At 71.6% G+C, this 17,754-nt stretch carries 16 protein-coding genes and 1 pseudogene; 7 read left to right on the forward strand and 10 right to left on the reverse strand.

Translation table 11 applies throughout. The features are described 5' to 3' along the window. The first annotated feature begins 149 nt into the window (after positions 1 to 149). The gene (locus tag ABD901_RS34270; protein WP_345133292.1) at positions 150 to 1,349 is read left to right on the forward strand and encodes a PucR family transcriptional regulator; all 1,200 of its coding nucleotides are present in this window, start codon (positions 150 to 152) and stop codon (positions 1,347 to 1,349) included. A gap of 170 nt (positions 1,350 to 1,519) precedes the next feature. Here ABD901_RS34270 and ABD901_RS34275 read toward each other — a convergent pair whose 3' ends face one another. The 5 genes from ABD901_RS34275 to ABD901_RS34295 form a co-directional block, all read right to left on the reverse strand. Continuing rightward, positions 1,520 to 2,275 (reverse strand): SDR family oxidoreductase, encoded by a 756-nt coding sequence (locus ABD901_RS34275; protein WP_345133294.1) that lies wholly within the window; start codon positions 2,273 to 2,275, stop codon positions 1,520 to 1,522. 154 nt (positions 2,276 to 2,429) lie between these two features. Further along, the gene (locus ABD901_RS34280) at positions 2,430 to 2,870 is read right to left on the reverse strand and encodes a cupin domain-containing protein (RefSeq protein ID WP_345133295.1); all 441 of its coding nucleotides are present in this window, start codon (positions 2,868 to 2,870) and stop codon (positions 2,430 to 2,432) included. A gap of 495 nt (positions 2,871 to 3,365) precedes the next feature. Continuing rightward, positions 3,366 to 3,923: a GNAT family N-acetyltransferase gene (locus tag ABD901_RS34285; protein WP_345133297.1), complete on the reverse strand. Its 558-nt coding sequence runs from the start codon at positions 3,921 to 3,923 to the stop codon at positions 3,366 to 3,368. Positions 3,924 to 3,932: 9 nt separating this feature from the next. Continuing rightward, a complete protein-coding gene (locus ABD901_RS34290) occupies positions 3,933 to 4,100 on the reverse strand; it encodes a hypothetical protein (protein ID WP_345133299.1) in 168 nt (55 codons plus the stop codon). Between the two features lie 152 nt (positions 4,101 to 4,252). Next, positions 4,253 to 6,184 carry a LamG-like jellyroll fold domain-containing protein gene (locus tag ABD901_RS34295; RefSeq protein WP_345133301.1) on the reverse strand — a complete coding sequence of 644 codons (1,932 nt, stop codon included), beginning with the start codon at positions 6,182 to 6,184 and terminating at the stop codon, positions 4,253 to 4,255. Positions 6,185 to 6,459: 275 nt separating this feature from the next. Here ABD901_RS34295 and ABD901_RS34300 point away from each other — a divergent pair, with 275 nt between their 5' ends. Further along, positions 6,460 to 6,996 (forward strand): hypothetical protein, encoded by a 537-nt coding sequence (locus tag ABD901_RS34300; RefSeq protein ID WP_345133304.1) that lies wholly within the window; start codon positions 6,460 to 6,462, stop codon positions 6,994 to 6,996. 213 nt (positions 6,997 to 7,209) lie between these two features. On the opposite strand, the gene ABD901_RS34305 is transcribed toward ABD901_RS34300, so the two are convergent. Beyond that, positions 7,210 to 7,827 carry a hypothetical protein gene (locus ABD901_RS34305; protein ID WP_345133306.1) on the reverse strand — a complete coding sequence of 206 codons (618 nt, stop codon included), beginning with the start codon at positions 7,825 to 7,827 and terminating at the stop codon, positions 7,210 to 7,212. Between the two features lie 194 nt (positions 7,828 to 8,021). On the opposite strand from ABD901_RS34305, the gene ABD901_RS34310 reads away from it, so the two are divergent. The 3 genes and pseudogenes from ABD901_RS34310 (at position 8,022) to ABD901_RS34325 (ending at position 10,361) form a co-directional block, all read left to right on the forward strand. Beyond that, positions 8,022 to 8,222 carry a hypothetical protein gene (locus ABD901_RS34310; RefSeq protein ID WP_345133308.1) on the forward strand — a complete coding sequence of 67 codons (201 nt, stop codon included), beginning with the start codon at positions 8,022 to 8,024 and terminating at the stop codon, positions 8,220 to 8,222. A 395-nt stretch (positions 8,223 to 8,617) separates the two neighbouring features. Beyond that, positions 8,618 to 9,493 (forward strand): annotated as a pseudogene (locus ABD901_RS59190) (histidine kinase); the annotation flags it as partial. A 412-nt stretch (positions 9,494 to 9,905) separates the two neighbouring features. Next, positions 9,906 to 10,361 carry a LuxR C-terminal-related transcriptional regulator gene (locus ABD901_RS34325; protein WP_345133312.1) on the forward strand — a complete coding sequence of 152 codons (456 nt, stop codon included), beginning with the start codon at positions 9,906 to 9,908 and terminating at the stop codon, positions 10,359 to 10,361. Between the two features lie 44 nt (positions 10,362 to 10,405). Here the strand turns inward: ABD901_RS34325 and ABD901_RS34330 are convergent, their stop codons facing one another. Continuing rightward, positions 10,406 to 11,575: a GAF domain-containing sensor histidine kinase gene (locus ABD901_RS34330; RefSeq protein ID WP_345133314.1), complete on the reverse strand. Its 1,170-nt coding sequence runs from the start codon at positions 11,573 to 11,575 to the stop codon at positions 10,406 to 10,408. A gap of 316 nt (positions 11,576 to 11,891) precedes the next feature. Here ABD901_RS34330 and ABD901_RS34335 point away from each other — a divergent pair, with 316 nt between their 5' ends. Both ABD901_RS34335 and ABD901_RS34340 read left to right on the forward strand, forming a co-directional pair. Further along, positions 11,892 to 12,332, forward strand: coding sequence for a MarR family winged helix-turn-helix transcriptional regulator (locus tag ABD901_RS34335; RefSeq protein WP_345133316.1), 441 nt, complete (start codon positions 11,892 to 11,894; stop codon positions 12,330 to 12,332). 70 nt (positions 12,333 to 12,402) lie between these two features. Next, the gene (locus ABD901_RS34340) at positions 12,403 to 12,816 is read left to right on the forward strand and encodes a nuclear transport factor 2 family protein (protein ID WP_345133318.1); all 414 of its coding nucleotides are present in this window, start codon (positions 12,403 to 12,405) and stop codon (positions 12,814 to 12,816) included. Between the two features lie 36 nt (positions 12,817 to 12,852). Here the strand turns inward: ABD901_RS34340 and ABD901_RS34345 are convergent, their stop codons facing one another. From ABD901_RS34345 to ABD901_RS34355, 3 genes are all read right to left on the reverse strand, one after another. Further along, entirely contained in the window at positions 12,853 to 14,430 is a 1,578-nt protein-coding gene (locus ABD901_RS34345) for a GDSL-type esterase/lipase family protein (RefSeq protein WP_345133320.1), read from the reverse strand. A gap of 237 nt (positions 14,431 to 14,667) precedes the next feature. Then, complete coding sequence (locus ABD901_RS34350; RefSeq protein WP_345133322.1) at positions 14,668 to 15,021, reverse strand: hypothetical protein; 354 nt, start codon at positions 15,019 to 15,021, stop codon at positions 14,668 to 14,670. Between the two features lie 129 nt (positions 15,022 to 15,150). Further along, positions 15,151 to 17,430, reverse strand: a complete 2,280-nt coding sequence (locus ABD901_RS34355) for an NACHT domain-containing protein (RefSeq protein WP_345133324.1) — start codon at positions 17,428 to 17,430, stop codon at positions 15,151 to 15,153. Between the last annotated feature and the right edge of the window lie 324 nt (positions 17,431 to 17,754).

The following is a 17,754-nucleotide window of genomic DNA, read 5'->3' on the forward strand; positions in this document are numbered from 1 at the left end:
CTCCGGGCGGCGGTTGAGGTGCCACGATTCTGGCCAGCGTCGGGCCGGCCGAGCCATGTCCCCCGGCACACGGCCCCGAACCGGTCCGTTGTGCCCGCGCACAACGCCGCACCCTCCCCGTCCCGCGCCCGGGCCCGTACGCTGCGTGGATGGCGCACGTACCCGCCTTCCCCGGGCCGACCGTCGCCGCGATCGGCGAGCGGCTGTTCGGCCGGATCGACGAGCTCGCGGACGAGCTGACGGCGGCGATCCGCGCGGCGGAGCCGTTCTACGACGCGGGGAACGTCGTGCCGACCGCCGACCTGCGCAGCTCGATCCACGACAACCTGGTGTACATCCTGAGCCGGCTGGCCGGCCGGGCCACGTCCGACCTCGGGCCGCCGCGGGCGACCGGCCGCCGCCGCGCCGAGCAGGGGGCGCCGCTGCCGGCGATCCTGCACTCGTACCGCGTCGCCGGCACGCACATCTGGTCGGCGATCGTCGAGGAGGGCCTGGGCCTGGACGGCAACGCGGAGGCGCTACTGCCCGCCGCGTCCGAGCTGTGGTCGATCATGGATGAGCTGTCCAGCTCGGTCACCGACGCCTACCGCGAGACGGTGGTCGAGCTGACCCGCAGCCACGCGCAGACCCGCAACGCCATGCTCGACGTGCTGCTGCACGGCGACACCGGCGACGGGTCCCGGCTCTGGGAGAGCGCGGCCGGGCTGCGGCTGCCGCGCCAGGGAGTATTCGTCGTCGCCGCCGCGCACGCCGAGCGGCTCGGCGCGGAGTCGATCCCCCACGCCGAGGAGGCGCTGCGGGCCCGCGACATCGAGTCGGCCTGGCGAGTGGAGATCGACGCGCACGTGGGCGTGGTGGTGCTGACCCCGCGCAACACCATCGACCGGTTGTGTGCCCTCCTCGCCGACCTGGCCGGCGGGCCGGTGGGGGTCAGCGAGCAGTACCACAGTCTGGAGCAGACCCCGACCGCGCTGCGGCAGGCCCGGCTCGCTTACGCCACCGGCGCGCAGACCGAGCGCGGCGTGATTCGCTACGAGCAGGTGCCGATCGCGGTACTCCTGGCGAGCGCGCCGGACGCGGCGGCCAATGTCGCCCACGCGGTCCTCGGGCCGGTCCTCGCCCTGCCGGCGCAGGAGTGCCAGTTGCTGCTGGCGACGCTGCGGGCCTGGTTCGCCGAGGACGGGGCTACGTCGGCGGCGGCCGCGAAGCTGTACCTGCACCGCAACACCGTGCGGTACCGGCTGCGGCGGGTCGAGGAGCTCACCGGTCGCAGCCTGACCCGGCCGAACGGCATCGCGGAGCTGCACCTGGCACTGGAGGCGGCCCGGATCCTGCAGATCCCGATGTGAGGCCTGCGGGAGTCCGAACCGAGGCTAATGGTGCGGCGCTCAGACGGATTTCCGTCGTACATGCGTGCGGCGCCTGGTCGAGGCCGGTCGGCGTCGGCCGGCCCGGCCAGGGTGCAGCGCCGCCGTCGACGGCGAGAGTGACGACGTCGTGCTTCCGCGCGGAATGGCCGCTACTTGCCGGTGGGGATGCGGCCCGGCCAGTCGCGGTACCGGATCTCGCCGCGCATCGCGTCATCGTCCGGCACCAAAGACCGCTCGCTCAGTTCGGCGCCGAAGTAGCGGGCGTGCGGATCGGTGACCACCTGGCGCGGATCGTTCCACGCGGCCAGTGCGTCCCGGAAGAACTCGTCCTCCCGGAACCGCTCCGGCCCGCCGACCTCCACCGTGCCGTTCACCGGTGCCCCCAACGCGACCTTGCTGACCGCCCGGGCCACGTCGTCGCTCGCGATGGGCTGGAAGGACACCGGGGCCACCCGGACCGTGTTGCCGTCCGTGGCCCCGTCGGCGATGCCGCGGACGAACTCGAAGAACTGCGTCGCGTGCACGATCGAGAACGGGATCGACGATGCTTCGATGAGCGCCTCCTGCGCGGCCTTCGCCCGAAAGTAGCCGCTGTCGGAAAGCCGCTCCGTCCCCACCACCGACAGGGCGACGTGATGCCCGACGCCCGCCGCCGCCTCGGCCGCGAGCAAGTTACGGGTGGAGGTCGTGAAGAACTCCATCGCTGGGCCGTCCTCGAACGACGGGGAGTTCGACACGTCGATCACCACGGACGCGCCCACCAGGACGTCGGCGAGCCCTTCGCCGGTGACGGTGTTGACGCCGGTGCTCGGCGCCGCCGCCACCACCTCGTGTTCGTGTTCGCGCAGATTCAGCGCGACCTTGGAGCCGATGAGACCGGTGCCACCGATAATCACGATCTTCATGACATGCCTTCCTGTACGCCGCCGGTATCACCATCGTGCAGGTGGGCTCGGTACTCCGCCTCTTACTCTCAGAGTGGTTGTCCTCGTCGCGAGCAAGCGGAGCCCGGGACTCTCAGGGTCGCGGGGTACCGCGTCCCCGTATCGAACTCGCGGATCATCCTGCGGAGGGACGCGGGGCGCGCAGGTGGGCCCGCTTCTGCAGCTCCTCCTCCTCGACCAGCGTGAGCATCGGCTGGCCCGGCGCGCACAGCATGAACACGACGTACTTGGCCGGCGTGTCCGAAAGGGCGTTGCCGTTCTGGTAGTGGATCACGTCACCGCCCGGCTCCCAGAACGTCTCACCGGCCCTGATCACCCGCTCCGGCTCACCCTCCAGCTCCCACCGGACCGCGCCTTCGATCACGTAGCCGAAACACGGCCCCGAGTGGCGGTGCGGCGCAGTCCCGGGGTTACCGGGAGGCCACTCGACGAGGATGGTCATCCCCGAGGCACCCTCGGGGATGAACGGCGGCTTGATGTCCTCCAACATCTTGGGTCCGGACGTCGCCGGGCTCTCCTGCCCGGCGGTCCCGCCCACCGACTCGTTGACCGACACTGAACTAAACCTCCGTATGCCTGCCCGGAATGGACAATCTCGCGTCGGGCCCCTTGCTGGGCCGGTGTACCGAGCTGTCGTTCGCCGGTGGTCGTGTCCGTCGATTCGGGCTCACATGACGTGCTTCGCAGTGAAAGACGGCCCGCATCTGTGGCAGGCAGTGCGCCTTCTGCATCGCACCAAGGGCCCAGAACAACGGTACTCGTGGGTCGGTGCTGAGCTCTCCGTTTCACCTACCTGCCGGGGTGTGAGCCGGATCCTCGCCGGGTGGCCGAGGTGGTTCCGGGGGTGATCACCCGTTCGCGGTCGCCGGAGCAGGCTGCATCCGCAGCAGAGTTCGCGGCCGATGATGCCGACCGACGCACCGCACTCGGCGCAGTCGCGTTGCCGCTCGCCCGTCGCCGACAGCCTTCGGCGGCTCGACCGCGGCCGAGCGACTGATCGCAACTGTCCGAATACCTCCTTGTGGGGTGGGCGACATGGACGGCGGTTGTGTCAGTCGGGTCGGTTCAGGGCGTAGATCGCGCTCGGGCCGGCGTCGGAAGGGTCGTCGGAGTCGAGTTTGCGCTCATCGACGAGGGTGAAACCGGCTTTCTCCAGGGCGCGACGAGATGCCACGTTGTCAGCCTGTGGCGCTGCCACGATCACGTCGATGTCCGGATAGTCGGCGAAGACGCGTGGGGTGAAGATGGCGATGGCGGCGGAGCCGATGCCGAGTCCGATGTAGCTGGCCTCGCCGATGAGGTAGTCGATGCCGGCTGCGGCGGGGATGCGGATGGCGTTGTCCCAGTGCGGGTGGTCGGCGTGTCGGTAGGACTGGATGATGCCGATCGGCCGGTGGTGGATCTCGATGATGCATACCTGGGTCGGGGCGGTTGCGTCGATGCAGGGGCCGTACTTGGCCTCGATCTGGGCCGAGGTGATGCCCCACCAGCGGCGCACGTGTGCTGCGTTCAGCCACGTTTGCAGCAGCGGGAAGTCACGTCTGGTCAGCGGCCGGATGGTGATTGCGTCCGACGGGTCTGGCTGGTGACGCACTTCGGTGGGGTGCATGGTGGCTCCTCAGCTGCGTCGGGCGAGGTCGGCGGCGTAGTCGGTCCAGTCGCCGGCGCCGGCGCGTTGCCAGGCGGCGGCCACAGCGATGTGGATGCCGAGCATCCGGGCCAGCCACTTGGCCGGCGGCGTGAACAGAGCCTTCGACACCGTCACCGCGAGCGGCGGGACCGTCATGCATTCATTATGTGCGGTTGCCGTCAATGCGACGGTGCCGCGCCCTCCCCGCCGGCGCCCAACCGGACGCAGCGTGCTCTACCCACCAAGAGAGCAGCGCTCCGCGTTACCGCGGCAGGGGTGCAGCGCCGTGCACCCCTGCCGCAGCCGCTTTACTTCGCGATGAGGAACTCGCGGACGGACAGCGCGCGGCCGACCACTCGGACGTCGCCGAGCCAGCCGTAGAAGCTCTGCTCCACGATGCGGTCATAGTCGTAGGCGCCGAGCATCCAGAACTCGCCGGTCGTGACGATGCCGTTCGCCGGCGTGGACGGGTTGCCGACGACCGGGCAGCCGTCGATGTACATCACCGAGTGCGTGCCGTCGTTGACGACCGCGATGTGCCACCACTGATTCTTCGGCAGCAGGTGGCTCCAGTTGGTGATGATGTCGTTCTGGTTGCGCGGGAAGACGGCCCACTGCGCCGCTCCCCCGCTGTCGAGGTTCAGGGTGCCGGTCGGCTCGCTCGGGTCGGCGCCGGTCTTGCCGGCGTCGCGGCCGCTGCCCATGCGGCTGAGCAGGCCGCACCACGCGTGCGAGCCGTCGTCGAAGTCCGACGGCAGCTTGACGAACGCCTCGATCGTGTAGCCCCGCTCGAACGTCGCCTTGTTCAGCGGCGCGTCGTCGGCGGTGCGCAGGTAGGCGCCGCGGATCGGGTTCTTGCCGCCGAGGAAGTGCAGGCTCGCGTGCGCCGGCTGGTCCGAGTGATGGTCGTTGGAGTAGGTCAGGGCCGCGTCGCCGCCGCCCAGCGACACCCGGGTCAGGTCGTTGCCGTTGCCCGACTGGTCGCGGATCTTGCCCTGCAGCACCGGGGAGCCGTCGGCGGCGCCATCGAACCGCCAGTACGCCAGCGTCCCGGGCACCACCACGGCGCGCGCCGGGCGCGGACCGCGCACCGGCACCGGGTCGAAGCCGTTGAACCGCGCGCCGAAGTCGATCGGCACGCTGAACGCGTTGGCCGGATCGGTGAGTTCGACCTCCAGCCGCTCCAGCTCCGAGCGGCGCTCCTCGGCGATCGACTGCATGTACGGCGAGAAGGTCCGCACGTCGATCGTCTTGCGGGACAGGTCGAAGCGGTACGTGCGGATCATCGCGCCGCCGCCGAAGTAGCGGTCCTGGTAGTTGGTGATGTGGACGTGCACGTCGTGCCCGGCGTTGTTCTTCAGCACCGTGCGCCCAGGCGGCCAGAAATGGCCGTTGAGGGTGAGGAAGATCTGGTCGTTCTTGACGATGAGGTTGTCCCACAGCTGCCGGCCGAAGTCCGACAGGTGCGCCTCGCCCGCGTCGTCGGCAAACGCGATCTCGTGGGTGGTGACGATGACCGGCAGCTTCGGGTGCTTGTCGATGACCGACTGCGCCCAGGCGATGCCCGTGGCCGACGGCCGCCAGTCCAGCGCAAGCACCAGCCACTGCCGTCCCGCGGCGCGGAAGACGTGGTAGGTGTTGTACCCGTCGGGGCTGGCCCCGCCGAACGTGCTGGACCGGGAGAATCGTTGGGGTCCGAACGCTTGCAGGTACGGGGTGTTGCCGCGCTGGTCGTCGGTCCCCGAGTTGATGTCGTGGTTGCCGGCCAGCACGCTGTAGTCCGCGTGGGCCCGGTCGAGCACCTCGAACGACTTGCCGATCGCGGCGAAGTCGCTGACGAGCCCGTTCTGGGTCATGTCGCCGAGGTGCGTGAGGAAGACGATGTTCTCCTCGCGCGAGTTCTCGAGGATCCAGCGCAGCGACGCGTCCAGCGGCGCGGGGTGCACGCGGTCGTTGTCGAAGAGGTACTGCGTGTCCGGCATCACGACGAGCGTGAACCGCTGGTCGTCGCGGTCGGGCCGCCAGCCGGCGCCGCCCGGCAGGTCGTCCGGGTTCGCCGCGGCGGGCAGCGCGGGCAGCCCGCCGAGCGCCAGCCCGCCCCCGCCGGCGAGGCCGGCCGCGGTCAGCAGCCAGCGGCGGCTCACCCCGCCCTGGGGGTGCTCGTGCAGGTCGGCACACTGCGGCGTCTCCGCCATGGCCTGGGCCAGGCAGCGGTCGTGATCGTGGTTGTGGTCGCGCATCGGCACTTCCCATCGCTAGCGGTTGGCCGTGGTCGACCCTGCGGTACCGCCCGGAACGATCCTGGAACGGTCAACCAAGAGCCTGGGAGGAGTCCGTGAACGCCAGTCGGCACCCCGCGACCCGCGTGCCACACTGCGATCGGGGTGTCACGCGGTGTCGGGCGCGGCGACCGTGGGGATCCCGGCGCGGCGGGAGGCACGAGGCTGAGCTGGAGGCGCACCTTACCGACGCCGGGTTTCGCATCCGGATTGACAACCGTTCGTACCGTAAAGACGTGCGTCTGACTCGATCCGTCCTTGCAGGCGTCTTCGCGGGCCTCGCCCTGACCGCCTGTGACGGCAGCAAGGCCACCACTGCCGGCGCCTCCGCCGGCAACGTCGCCGCTGGCTCGGCCGCGGCTCCGACCGGAGGTTCGGGTGGCCGCTCCGCGACGCAGCCGACCTGTGCGATCGCGCCGGCCTCGCTGGTCAATGCCGTGCTCGGTACGGACGTCGGCGACCCCGAGGAGAACGACGGGGCCTTCGCCACCGTCTGTGATTACATAGGCGCGTCGGCCGGCCACATGAGCGTCCGGCTCTTGACCCGTGAGGACGCCGACGCGTTCGCGAAGGTGCGCGCCGGCTTCGAGAGCAGCGTTCAGCCGACCAAGGACTTTCCGGGCCTCGGCGACGAGGCGTTCTCCAGCAGTACCGCAGGCCAGCTCACCAACGCCCTGGCCGTGCGCAAGGGCACCGTCGCGGTCATCGTGTACTCGGGAGCAAGCCTCGACGCCGAGAGGAACCTGATCCAGCAGCTGCTGGCGAAGCTGTAGCGCGCGCACAGCTCATTTACTGACAGCGATATCCCACCCGGTCGTCGGTTCGACCTGCCTGCAAGACGATCGACGTGTCTGACGGCAGCACGGGAGGAGATCCTCCGGGCGGTGAACGCCGGGCTCGACGAGCTGCGACACGAGCGAGGCACGGTGCGTGGTACCGCACCGTGCCTCCCCTCGAAGGCGGGCCGCCCGCTCCGCCGGATGAGATCAGCCTGTGATCGGCTTGGCCGACCGGGCGACCCAGGCCAGCGCCAGGCCGCCGAGCAGGCCGACCGGCGGGAAGGGACCGAGCAGGGCGGCCAGCCCGGCCAGGATGAGCAGGATGCTCGCACCCCTCGAGGTCGCCTTGCGCCGCCAGCCGACGATCGCCAGGCTGACGTAGCCGGCCAGGCAGAGCACCATGCTGGGCAGCAGGGTCAGGTTCAGCAGGAAGGTCTCCTTGCCCGCGTCCTCGAAGACGTCCTCGGGGAGCACGTTCGCGAGGTTGGCGACCATGGTGCCGTAGACCCAGCCCTGGACGCCGACGAAGGCGGCGCCGGCGGCGGCCAGTGACAAGGCCCAGCGGGGCAGCCGGGTCACCCCGGCCAGGCCGGGCAGGGTCACCGCGACGATGACGTACGCCAGCCCGGCGAGCAGGCATTCCACGATGGTGATCGGGGCACGTTGCGCTTCGGCGTTGCTCGCCCCGGCCAGCAGGAACAGCCCGGCGATGTAGCCGGCGCTGCCGAGCGCGCCGACGAGCGCGGCCGCGGTGACGGCGGTACGCATGCCGGAGCCGGTCCGGTCGAGCACTTCGGTTGGGGCGCTGGTGGTCACGGTGGACATCGAAACTCCCGGAGTCGAAGGGACTTGCCGATCACAGGATCTGGCTCCGGTGAGCCCGCCACAGCCGCCGTGGGACGGTCGTCGCCGACCCGTCCCGCGAGGGTCGTCGATGGCGGCCTTCCCCCGTGCGGCGGACGCGCGATGGCGTCTCGTGGGGGAACCGCCGCCGGTGTTGTAGGCCCTATGCTGCGGCGATGGCGGGCGATGATGCGGTACGGCGAGACGCCCTCGTCGACGCTCTGATCGCGGTGACGCTGGGCGTGCTGGTCGTCGTCGAGGTGGCCTCGCCCGCTCCGGGGGTGGCGTACGACTTCCGCGCGCCGAACGCCTGGGCGGTACTGCTCGCACTGGGGGTGACCCTGCCGCTCGCGGTACGCTGCCGGTGCTCGCGCTGACGACCGCCGCGTTGTTCGTCCTCGCAGCCGGTGGCTGGAACACCGGTGACGGCGCGTTCTGCCAGATGATCGCCCTCTACACGGTCGGGTCCTGGGCTCGACGGCCGATCGCGCTCGGCGGGCTGCTGATCACGTACACGGCGATGGCCGGGTTGGTTCTGGTGCGCGCCCCGTACTTCGAGAGCCCCTTGACAGCGGTCAGTTTCGTTGCCGTGACCGTCGCATGGGCGTTCGGCCGGGGCATGCAGGCCCGTCGCCGCGCCCGCGAACGGGCCGTCGCCGTGGCGTTAGAGGCGGAGGCGGCCCGCGCCGTCGCGGCCGAGCGGGCCGTGTTCGGCGAGCGCCTGCGGATCGCCCGTGAGCTGCACGACGTCGTCTCGCACACGCTGTCGGTCATCGCGGTGCAGTCGGCGTTGGCCCGCTACCAGGTCGGCACGACCGGACCGGTGGGATCAGCGCTGGCGGCCATCGAGGACGCGAGCCGCGCGGCGCTCGACGACCTGCGGCGGATGCTCGGCGTTCTCCGCGCGCGGCCGGACCAGGAGGCCCAGCCGCCGGCGGCGACTCCGGCGCCGCCCGGCCCGGGCGGGGAGATCGACGGCGGAGGCGTACGCGAGTCGCTCGTAGATGTCGCGATCGCCGTCGCGCTGGCGGCGTTCGCCGTGGCGGATGCCTTTGTGGACGATCCGTCGGTGGCCGCCGATCCGCGGCCGCCGACGCCTGGCGTGGTCCTGTTGCTGCTCGCCGCGAGCCTGCCGCTGTCGGTTCGCCGCGGGTGGCCGCTGCCGGTGCTGGCGGTGACGTCGGCGGCCGCCTTCACGCTCACCGTTGTGGGCGCGGCCTATGACGTGGCGTCGTTCTGCGCCTACGTGGCCCTGTACACGGTTGCGACCTGGCGGCCGTTCCGGATCGCGGCACTGGGCCTCGGCGTCTTCGCTCTTGCCGAGGCCGGGTTGATCGTGTTGCAGCCGCACGGCTACGACGTCGCGACCGACCTCGCCGGCCTCGGCGCGCTGATTCCCTGGGGGCTGGGGCTGCTGGTGCGGCGCTGGCGGGAGGACCGCCGCCGGGCGCTGCTGCGGGCGCAGGAGGCCGAACGGACCACGGCGGTCGCCGCCGAGCGTTCCGCGTACGCGGAACGCCTGCTCATCGCCGCGGAGTTCCACGACGTTGTCTCGCACACGCTGACCGCGATCGCCGTGCAGTCGGGCGTGGCCCGGCATGCCTTGCGCGAGGGATCGGGCCATCCCGCGGAGGCGGTGCTGACCGCGGTCGAGGAGGCGAGCCGGACGGCCCTGGATGATCTGCGGCGCATGCTCGGCGCATTGGGCACGGAACATGACGGCGGGCTGCGCCCGGCTCCAGGGCTGGCCGAGCTGAGCCTGCTCGCCTCGGCGCATCGAGCGGCGCACGGGCCGATCGAGCTGTCCGTCGACCCCGACGTCCAGTCCACACCGGACAGTCTGCGGCTGACGGCGTACCGGCTGGTGCAGGAGGCCCTGACGAACGTGCGCAAGCATGCCCCCGGGGCTGCCGCCCGCGTGCTGGTGGCGGCCGCACAGGGCGAGGTGATCGTGCAGGTCGACGACGACGGGCCGGGGGCCACGGACCGCGGACCCGGCGGCTACGGGCTGGCCGGCATGCGCGAGCGGGTGGCATTGTTTCGAGGCCACCCGGCGGATCATGGCCGACCCGGCGTGCGCGGCGACGAACGTGGTCATCCTGACCACGTTCGGCCTCGACGAGTACGTGTTCGGCGCGCTGCGGGCCGGTGCGGTCGGGTTCCTGCTCAAGGACACGCCACCGGAGGAGCTGCTCCGGGCAGTGCGGGTCGCGGCGGCCGGAGATGCGCTGCTGTCACCGTCGGTCACCCGACGGCTCGTGGAGGTCTTCGCGACCCTGCCCGACCCGTCCCGGCTCGGCAGCGGGACCTCCCCGATCGACCTGACCGACCGGGAGAACGACGTACTCCGCCTGGTCACGGCGGGCCTGTCCAACGTCGAGATCGCCGACCGGCTGGGCATCGGCCCCGCGACGGTCAAGACCTACGTGAGCCGCCTGCTGGCGAAGGTCGGCGTGGCCGAGCGCATCCACCTGGTGATCTATGCGTACGAGTCGGGGCTGGTGACCCGGTCCTAGGGCCGCGATACATCGGCGCGATCCGTAGCGCTCGCCTCCGGCACTCACCGGGCCGGGATCACGATCGACAGCGAGGTGCCATGGCCGGCGATGCTGGAGATGTCCAGCGTTCCGCCGACCGCCTCGACGCGGTCCCGCAGCCCGATGAGCCCGGTCCCGCGGGCCGGGTCGGCGCCGCCGATGCCGTCGTCGGCGATGGACAGCCGGAGCGTCCCGCTGTCCACGCCAATGTGGACCCGCACGACGGAGGCCGAGGCGTGCTTCGCCGCGTTCGTCAGCGCTTCGCTCACGACGTAGTACGCGGCCACCTCCACGTGCTCCGGCAGTCGTTCGCCGACGCGCATGTCGAGCTCGACCGGGACGGCGGAGCGGCGGGCGAGGGTCTTGAGCGCCGGGCTGAGGCCACTCTCGGACAGGATCGCCGGGTGGATGCCCTGCGAGATCTCCCGCAGGTTCTCAACGACGTCACCGAGACCCTCCACGGTGCGCGACAACCGGGGTTTGAGCCCGTCGGGCACGGCCTCCTCGACGGCGCGCAACTGCAGGCCGAGGGAGACCAGCCGCTGCTGGGCCCCATCGTGCAGGTCGCGTTCGATGCGCCGGCGCGCCTCGTCGGCGGCGGCGACCATCCGCGCCCGGGACGCGACCAGCTCAGCGCGGCTGTCGGCGTTGGCGATGGCCGCGGCGACGAGCTCGGTGAAGGCCGCGATGCGTTCCTCGGTGTCCGGTGGCAGCGGCCGCGACAGCGGGGACGCGACCGCCGTGATGCCCCAAAGACGGCCTTCGACCACCACCGCCGCCAGGACGGCGGTGCGGTAGCCCTGGGCGCGCAGTGCCGCTCGACTGATGCCGTGCGCCGTGCGGTCCGTTGCGGTGGTGTCCACCTCTGCGCTCTCCGTGCGGGCGGCGCGACCGGCACGCAGCACGGCCGTCACCTCGTCATCGTCGTCGAACGGCCAACGCTGGCCTTTCAGCGTCGGCCGGCCGCCGTGGGCGGGCTGGTATGCGGCGACGAACGTGGCCATGCCGTCGGCGTCGTACCGCAGCAGCGCCGTGTGGTAGCCACCGAAAAGTCGGCCGAGTTCGACCACGACCGCGTCGAACACCTCGGCCTGCGACGCACCCCGGGCGACGAGGGTCGCCACCCGCCGCAACGCCGCCTGCTCCAAAGCCAACCGGCGCAAGCCCCCGCGGCTGGCCCTCCGGGCCCGCATGATTGCGAAGCTACCCCCGCGGCCGCCGTATTCACAGCGCCAAGAGCGCCGCGGACCGGGCCGGGAAGGCGGGCTTCGACGTCGAGCCCACGCGTGAGCACACGCCAGCCCGCCCGAACTGGGCACTCGAGGACCCCGCGCAGTCTGTCCGGCGTCTTGAATCTCGCCGTCGTCGGGCATGTCCGCGGATTCGGCTCTGCTGGCCATGATGCGGATCATACCCGCTTGCGTTAGTCAGACTAACGATCTACGTTCGTTAGCGGGACAAACGTTAGGGACATAAACGTTAGTTCCACCGACGGACTTGGAGGCCATCGTGACGACCACAACCCAGGCATTCGGTACCGCGCTCATCGGCCAGACCGAAAAGGCGCTCAACGCGATCCTGGACCGGCAGCTCGCCGGGACCGGCATCACCGAACCCCAGTGGGTGACCCTCACGCTGACCGTGGTCAGCGGCGGGGACATCGACCGGTCCGAGCTCATCCGCCGGGTCGGCGCCGCCACACAGTTCAGCCAGGCGTCGGTTGCCGAACGCATCACCGAGCTGACCGCCGCAGGATTCCTGCGCGACGGCGGCGACGGCCGCGTCCAGGTCACCGACGAAGGGCAGGCGCGCTGGACGCAGGTCCGCACCGCCATCGGCCCGATCACCCAGGGACTGTGGGGCGACCTGCCGGCCGAGGACCTGGCCGCCGCAGGCCGCGTCCTGAGCATCGTCCTGGGCAGGGCCAACGCGGTGCTGGTCGGCCCCTGACCCTTCTTCCTCGACACTCACCACCTGGCACAAGACAACATCGCCGCCCTCCAGCATGAAAGAGGCTGCCATGTCCACCGATACGCTGATCGCCGACCGCATCGAGATCACCGACCTGCTCACCCGCTTCGCACTGCTGCTCGACGAGCAGCGGTGGGAGGACGCCGGCACCGTGTTCACCGACGATGTGACGGTGCACTCCCCGCGCGGAGGCGAACTCCGCGGCATCGACAAGGTCGTCGGCTTCATGCGCCAGAGCGACGTCGAGGGCCAGCACGCCCAGCACACGACCACCGACCTGCTGGTCGACATCGACGGCGACCGGGCGGCCGTCTCGGCGAACTCGCTGGTGTACTACTACCGCGACGGCCAAGCACCCCACTTCACGGGCGGCCTGCGACTGGCCGGCACCGTGGTACGGACGCCGGCGGGCTGGCGATTCCGCGAACAGCGGATCACGCCCGCCTGGACCCGCGAGAACTGACCTCTCGAAGGTCAGGGTCCACGTTCGGCAGCCCGGTCAGCCGTTCGCTTCCGTCCTGATCACCTGGGTCACCGACGAGGCCATGCGGACCGATCCGATGCCGGTCGGGTGGAACGGGTGTGCGTCGTCGAGTCCCTGGATGTCGGCGCCGAGGCTGTCACTGCTCTGCGTGCACAGCGGGGACAGCCGCGGGCTGGCGATGCTGAACCTGTACTTCTGCGCGCCACTGGTGAGCACGTCGTTGAGCGCCTTGTTCCGGCTGGACAGCAACGTGATGCTGGCCGGGTTCAGCCCCTTGACGCCGGCCGGGCCTTTGGCGTCGCTGCAGTCCGCGTCGGAGTTGAACACGTTGTAGGACGTCACGACGATGATCTGCGGCCGGTCCGGCAGGTTGTTGAGCTGTTGCAGCAGGTCACCGTAGTCGCGGTCGAAGGCGGCCAGCCGGTAGTCGAACTCGCCCTGGGTGAGGTTGTCCTGGCAGTTGCCGAAGGCGTAGCAGTACTGCAGGAATTCGCCCCAGTACAGGTCGTTCGGACCGGTCACGACCACGACATACTTCAGCCCCCGCACCTGCTGCAGCCGCCCGACCTGGCTGGGCAGCGCCCGCCCGCCCTGCACCTGCGGACGGAGCAGGCCGTTGGAGATGGAGGCACCGGAGCAGGCCAGGTTCAGCACCCGCGACCCCTGCATTTGGCCGATCTCGTCGGCGAGGGAGTCCGCGCTGCGCCCGCAGGCGGTGTCGTCCGCGGTGGCGTTGGGGACAGGGGCGCCGCCGAGGCGGGCCGCGCGCGAGTCGCCGATCACGGCACCGGCGTAGCCAGTGGTCGTCGGGCCAACGGGCGGCGGCGCGAGATGGTGGGTGCCGACGAGGTCGACGAGGGACCGTACGCCCCGCAACCCCTGCACGGTGCCGGCGTATGCCAGCGTTCCGGCGCCGGCCCAGGCCAGCATGGTGACCGCGACGGCGAGGACCGCCATGCGCAGACCCTCCCTGGCGCCGCGATGCCACAGCTCCGACGTGGACAGGTGCCCGGCCAGTACGCGGCTCTGCCGCCGGAGGGTGGCCAGGATGCGCACATAGGCGGCGACCGCTGTTGCGGTGAGGATGACGACGAGCAGGCCGATCGTGGCCCGCCCGTACCACCGCAGGAACCCGTCGCCGACCGTCGACAGCGCCGCGGCCCGTACCGTGGAGCCGGTCGCCGGGTCAACGGCGGCGGCCGCCTCGACGTTGCGCCGGATCGGCCCCAACGTCAACTGCGGTCGCAGGGGCCCGTAGATGTCCAACGGCGCGACGTCGAGCCGGGTGTTGCCGATCTGCACCACCTCGGCCGGGCCGGACAGCGAAAAGCTCGGCTGGCGCGCGCCCACCGACAGATCCTGGCCGGCGACCGTCAGCTGCTGGGGCGGCGTCAGCGCGATGGTCGCAGGAATGCCGGCGAACAGACAGAACACCATCAGCAACACCGTCGGCAGCGTCCGCGCCTCCCGCAGGACGCCGCGGAGCCCGCGCCGGGGCAACTTGCGCTCGATCTGTGGAACGCGTTCCGTGGCCGCGTCCGGCTCACCGATCGAATCGGCTGCAGGCGTCGGCTCGGCACCGTTCTCGGACATCACGACTTCTCGGTACTCCAGTCTCAGGGACACAACGATCCGGCGGAGCCGGGCCACGCGGGCGCAGCACCCCGCCGGGGCCGCAACTGTACCCGGCTCAGCAGGACGCCAGCATGACGATCGACGGGCTTGAGCAGTGAAGTCTCCAGGCCGCAGACTGTCGTCGCCGCAGTCAGCGTTCGCCGGCTCTCCGCCGGGCGCCGGCCACACTGAAGGTCATGCCGGCGCCGCATCCAGCTAGCGGCAGACGACTTCCAGTGGGGCCACGACGACGCAAGACACGGCGATCACCACACCGATCGCCAGGGTCGCCCGCAGCGTGACCGCCAACCCGCTGCGGTGCCGCCAGGTGGCCGGCAGCGCCTGCTCGATCGCCACCAGCAGCAGCCAACCGAGAACCAGTAAGGGAAGGTACAGATCCCAGGCCGGATCGGTGAAGGCGCTGGCGTTGCCGTTCGCTCCGGCATTCGGGCAATCCGCCGGATCGAACACGGGGCGCAGGTACCCCAGCAAGACCGCCAGGAACAGGCCACCAGCCAGGCACGTCCACAACCCGCCCAGACGACTCGGGCGCGGCACACCGTTTTCCACCAAGGGATGGTAGGACGCGACCAGGGACGATCCCGAACCTGCGGCGTAGAGGTTCGGTGAAGAAAGCCGCAGGTCGCAGGCCAACCTGTGCCGTCGTGCAGTCTCGCCACCGTCGGACCGCCAGTTACATCAGGTCTGCGCACCTTCGGGGTGCTGACGGCAGTGCTCGGCCAGTTGCTCGTGGCGGAACGCGAAGCGGTCGCCGTCGCGGCGCATGACGCCGGTGCCGGAGGCATAGGCAAGGAAGCGTCCGATCCGCCACGGCAGCCGCTGCGCCGCAGCGAGCACCAGCCGCGCGGTAGCCGCAGCGAGCGAGTCGGTGAGCGCCGACCAGCCCACGAGCCAGAAGCCGATCGCCTGGGCGCCGACGAAGCCTAGGAACACTTCGAGCGCCCCGATGACACCTGTCCCGCCGGCGACGGTGGCCAGCCAATGTGAGACGCGGAAGCTGCTGAAGATGTCGGCGCACAACAGGGCATAGGCCAGGACGAGCGCGGCGATGACCGCGCGGGGCCGCAGCACGAGCGCGGCACGCAACGCCGGGTGCTCGCGCCCGAGGCCGGCCAGCCGGCGGCCACCCGCCACGGCGGCGCCGAGCAGCAGGCCCGCCGCGACCGCCGACGGCAGGCCGGGGGCGAGGACGAGCGGGGCCGCCGCTCCCGCTCCGACCGTGATGATGAGCATCGCGACAGCCATGGCGCCGTACATGGAGTACATGGCGGCGCGCCCCTCCCCGGTCGAGAAGGCCTGCTGACGGAGGCGGTACCGTTCGGTGACCGCACCCGCGGCCGCATGCTGATGGACCGTGTCGGTCCGGGCCGTCCGCTCCGGATGGTCCTGCTGTTCGGCCACCATCGCCCGGTACAGCAGCGTGGTGAGGCCGATCGCGACCACACCCGCGGCAACGGTCATGCCCACCCAGCCCGGCGGCGCGGCGGCCCGCAGCACGGCGAGCACGGCGGCGGCGAGGGCCCCGGCCGCCGCTCCCGCAACGAGGCCGCCGGTCGCGCCGATGAGCGGCACGCGGCGCAGCGGCGATCGGTCCCACATCAGCTCGCGGCGGGCCGCCCACACCCCAGCGCCGCCCAGCACGGCGGCGAGGGCCGCGACCCCGGCCAGCCACGGCAGCGGGGTCATGCCGAGCCCGGCGCCGAACAGGCCGGCGCCGACGCCGATGACGAGGGCCGGCAGGAGCGCGCCGGCGAACGGCTGGGCGACGTCGCGGCCCAGCGCCTCCGGCCAGGAGTACCCGCCCCAGGGCCGGTCCGCCGCGGCCACCGTGCCGAGCCACCGCCGCAGCCGGGCCGGGGGCGCGGGGCGGCCCGGCGGGTACGCGCGGCCGGACAGCGCGACCGTGAGGTACCGCTCCAGCAGCAGCGACCGTCCACCGCCCGAGGCGCCCACGCGGCCGGCCCGCGCCTGCGCGGCCAGCAAGGCCAGCAACAGCGGAGAGTCGACCAGCTCCCGCAGCCGCGCATCGGCCCGCCAGGCCTCGCTCAGGCCCCCGAGGTCGTCCGCGCGCTCCAGCAGAGCGTCCACATCGGACCGGACCAGCGGCTCGATCTCGACCGCGCCCTGGGCGTCCAGCCCGGGCCGCAACCGCTCGTACTCGGCGGTCCGGCACGTCACCGCCATCGCCAGCGGCCCGCGCTCGCGCTGCACCGCGGCCAGGATAGCGAGAAACCCCTCGCGCAGCCGCTGCGGCATCTCGTCGAGCCCGTCGAAGAGCAGCACCACCTCGTCGTCCTGCAGCCACTGGGCGGCCAGCGGCCGCGGAATCCCGTTGTGCCGCGCCATCTCGGCCACGCACCAGCGCGTAAACGTCGCCGGGCCGGCCCGGCCGGGCACGTCCCGCCAACCGCCCAGCCCGAGCAGCACAGGCACGGCGTCGCCGTCCAGCAGCCGCCGGGCCAGATCGAGCAGCAGGGTCGACTTGCCGGCGCCGGGCCCGCCGAGCACGAGCAGGCTGCGGTCGGAGCGCTCGAACGCCTCCCGCACGTCGCCGGGAGGCCCCTCGGCGGCCGCAGCGGGCAGCAGGTCCGGCGAGGGTCGCACGGCGTCCGGGCGCACGGCCAGCCGGGGCGGGATCCAGGGCACGTCGGCCAGCGCCCGGGCCAGCTCGCCGTCGACCCGCGCCCGGAGCCGTTGCAGCACCCGTTCGCGCTGGGTTTCGCGGTGGTACCGGCTGTAGCCCACGCCGCCGAGTCCCCGCCCGTCGCCGAGGTAGCGCCAGGCCGGCACGCCGACCGCGACCAGCGCCAGCGCGGCGACCGCGTACCAGGCGAAGGGCCGCAGCCCCGACAGCCCAGGCGGCGCCGACCCACCGGTGGCGACGTTCACCGTGACGGGCAGCAGCACGAGTACCACCAACGCCTCGACGGCGACGAGCACAAGCCCGGGACGGCGCATGCCGGTCACGGTAGCCCAGCGGCGCGACCCCTGGAATCGTCTGCGACGGCGTGGTCCGGGCACACCCGCACGGCGGCGGCAACGGCCGGAACTGCCACCGGCAGGCTCGCCTCTCCGACGATTTCGGGGGTCTGAGTGCGCGATCGTCGCCACCTGAGTCCGCGGCGGGCCGCGCCCCGAGGTGGGGCCGTGTGAGACTAGGGCCTGTCTCGTGGATCAGCGCGGCCTAGGATCTCACCAAAGGGTGCCGGCGGTGCGGATGGTGTCGAGCAGGACCCAGACGGCGTAGCTCGCCGTCAGCAGCGCGACGGCCGCCCCGGCGAA

Origin of the sequence: Dactylosporangium darangshiense, from assembly GCF_039537565.1 — a bacterium.
Classification (GTDB): domain Bacteria; phylum Actinomycetota; class Actinomycetes; order Mycobacteriales; family Micromonosporaceae; genus Dactylosporangium; species Dactylosporangium darangshiense.

What these genes read in the sequence shown, in the direction of transcription:
- ABD901_RS34270 (WP_345133292.1), top strand. Translation starts at nt 150, where the DNA reads ATGGCGCACGTACCCGCCTTCCCCGGGCCGACCGTCGCCGCGATCGGC.
- ABD901_RS34275 (WP_345133294.1), bottom strand. Translation starts at nt 2,275, where the DNA reads ATGAAGATCGTGATTATCGGTGGCACCGGTCTCATCGGCTCCAAGGTC.
- ABD901_RS34285 (WP_345133297.1), bottom strand. Translation starts at nt 3,923, where the DNA reads ATGCACCCCACCGAAGTGCGTCACCAGCCAGACCCGTCGGACGCAATC.
- ABD901_RS34290 (WP_345133299.1), bottom strand. Translation starts at nt 4,100, where the DNA reads ATGACGGTCCCGCCGCTCGCGGTGACGGTGTCGAAGGCTCTGTTCACG.
- ABD901_RS34295 (WP_345133301.1), bottom strand. Translation starts at nt 6,184, where the DNA reads ATGCGCGACCACAACCACGATCACGACCGCTGCCTGGCCCAGGCCATG.
- ABD901_RS34305 (WP_345133306.1), bottom strand. Translation starts at nt 7,827, where the DNA reads ATGTCCACCGTGACCACCAGCGCCCCAACCGAAGTGCTCGACCGGACC.
- ABD901_RS34310 (WP_345133308.1), top strand. Translation starts at nt 8,022, where the DNA reads ATGGCGGGCGATGATGCGGTACGGCGAGACGCCCTCGTCGACGCTCTG.
- ABD901_RS34325 (WP_345133312.1), top strand. Translation starts at nt 9,906, where the DNA reads ATGGCCGACCCGGCGTGCGCGGCGACGAACGTGGTCATCCTGACCACG.
- ABD901_RS34330 (WP_345133314.1), bottom strand. Translation starts at nt 11,575, where the DNA reads ATGCGGGCCCGGAGGGCCAGCCGCGGGGGCTTGCGCCGGTTGGCTTTG.
- ABD901_RS34340 (WP_345133318.1), top strand. Translation starts at nt 12,403, where the DNA reads ATGTCCACCGATACGCTGATCGCCGACCGCATCGAGATCACCGACCTG.
- ABD901_RS34345 (WP_345133320.1), bottom strand. Translation starts at nt 14,430, where the DNA reads ATGTCCGAGAACGGTGCCGAGCCGACGCCTGCAGCCGATTCGATCGGT.
- ABD901_RS34355 (WP_345133324.1), bottom strand. Translation starts at nt 17,430, where the DNA reads ATGCGCCGTCCCGGGCTTGTGCTCGTCGCCGTCGAGGCGTTGGTGGTA.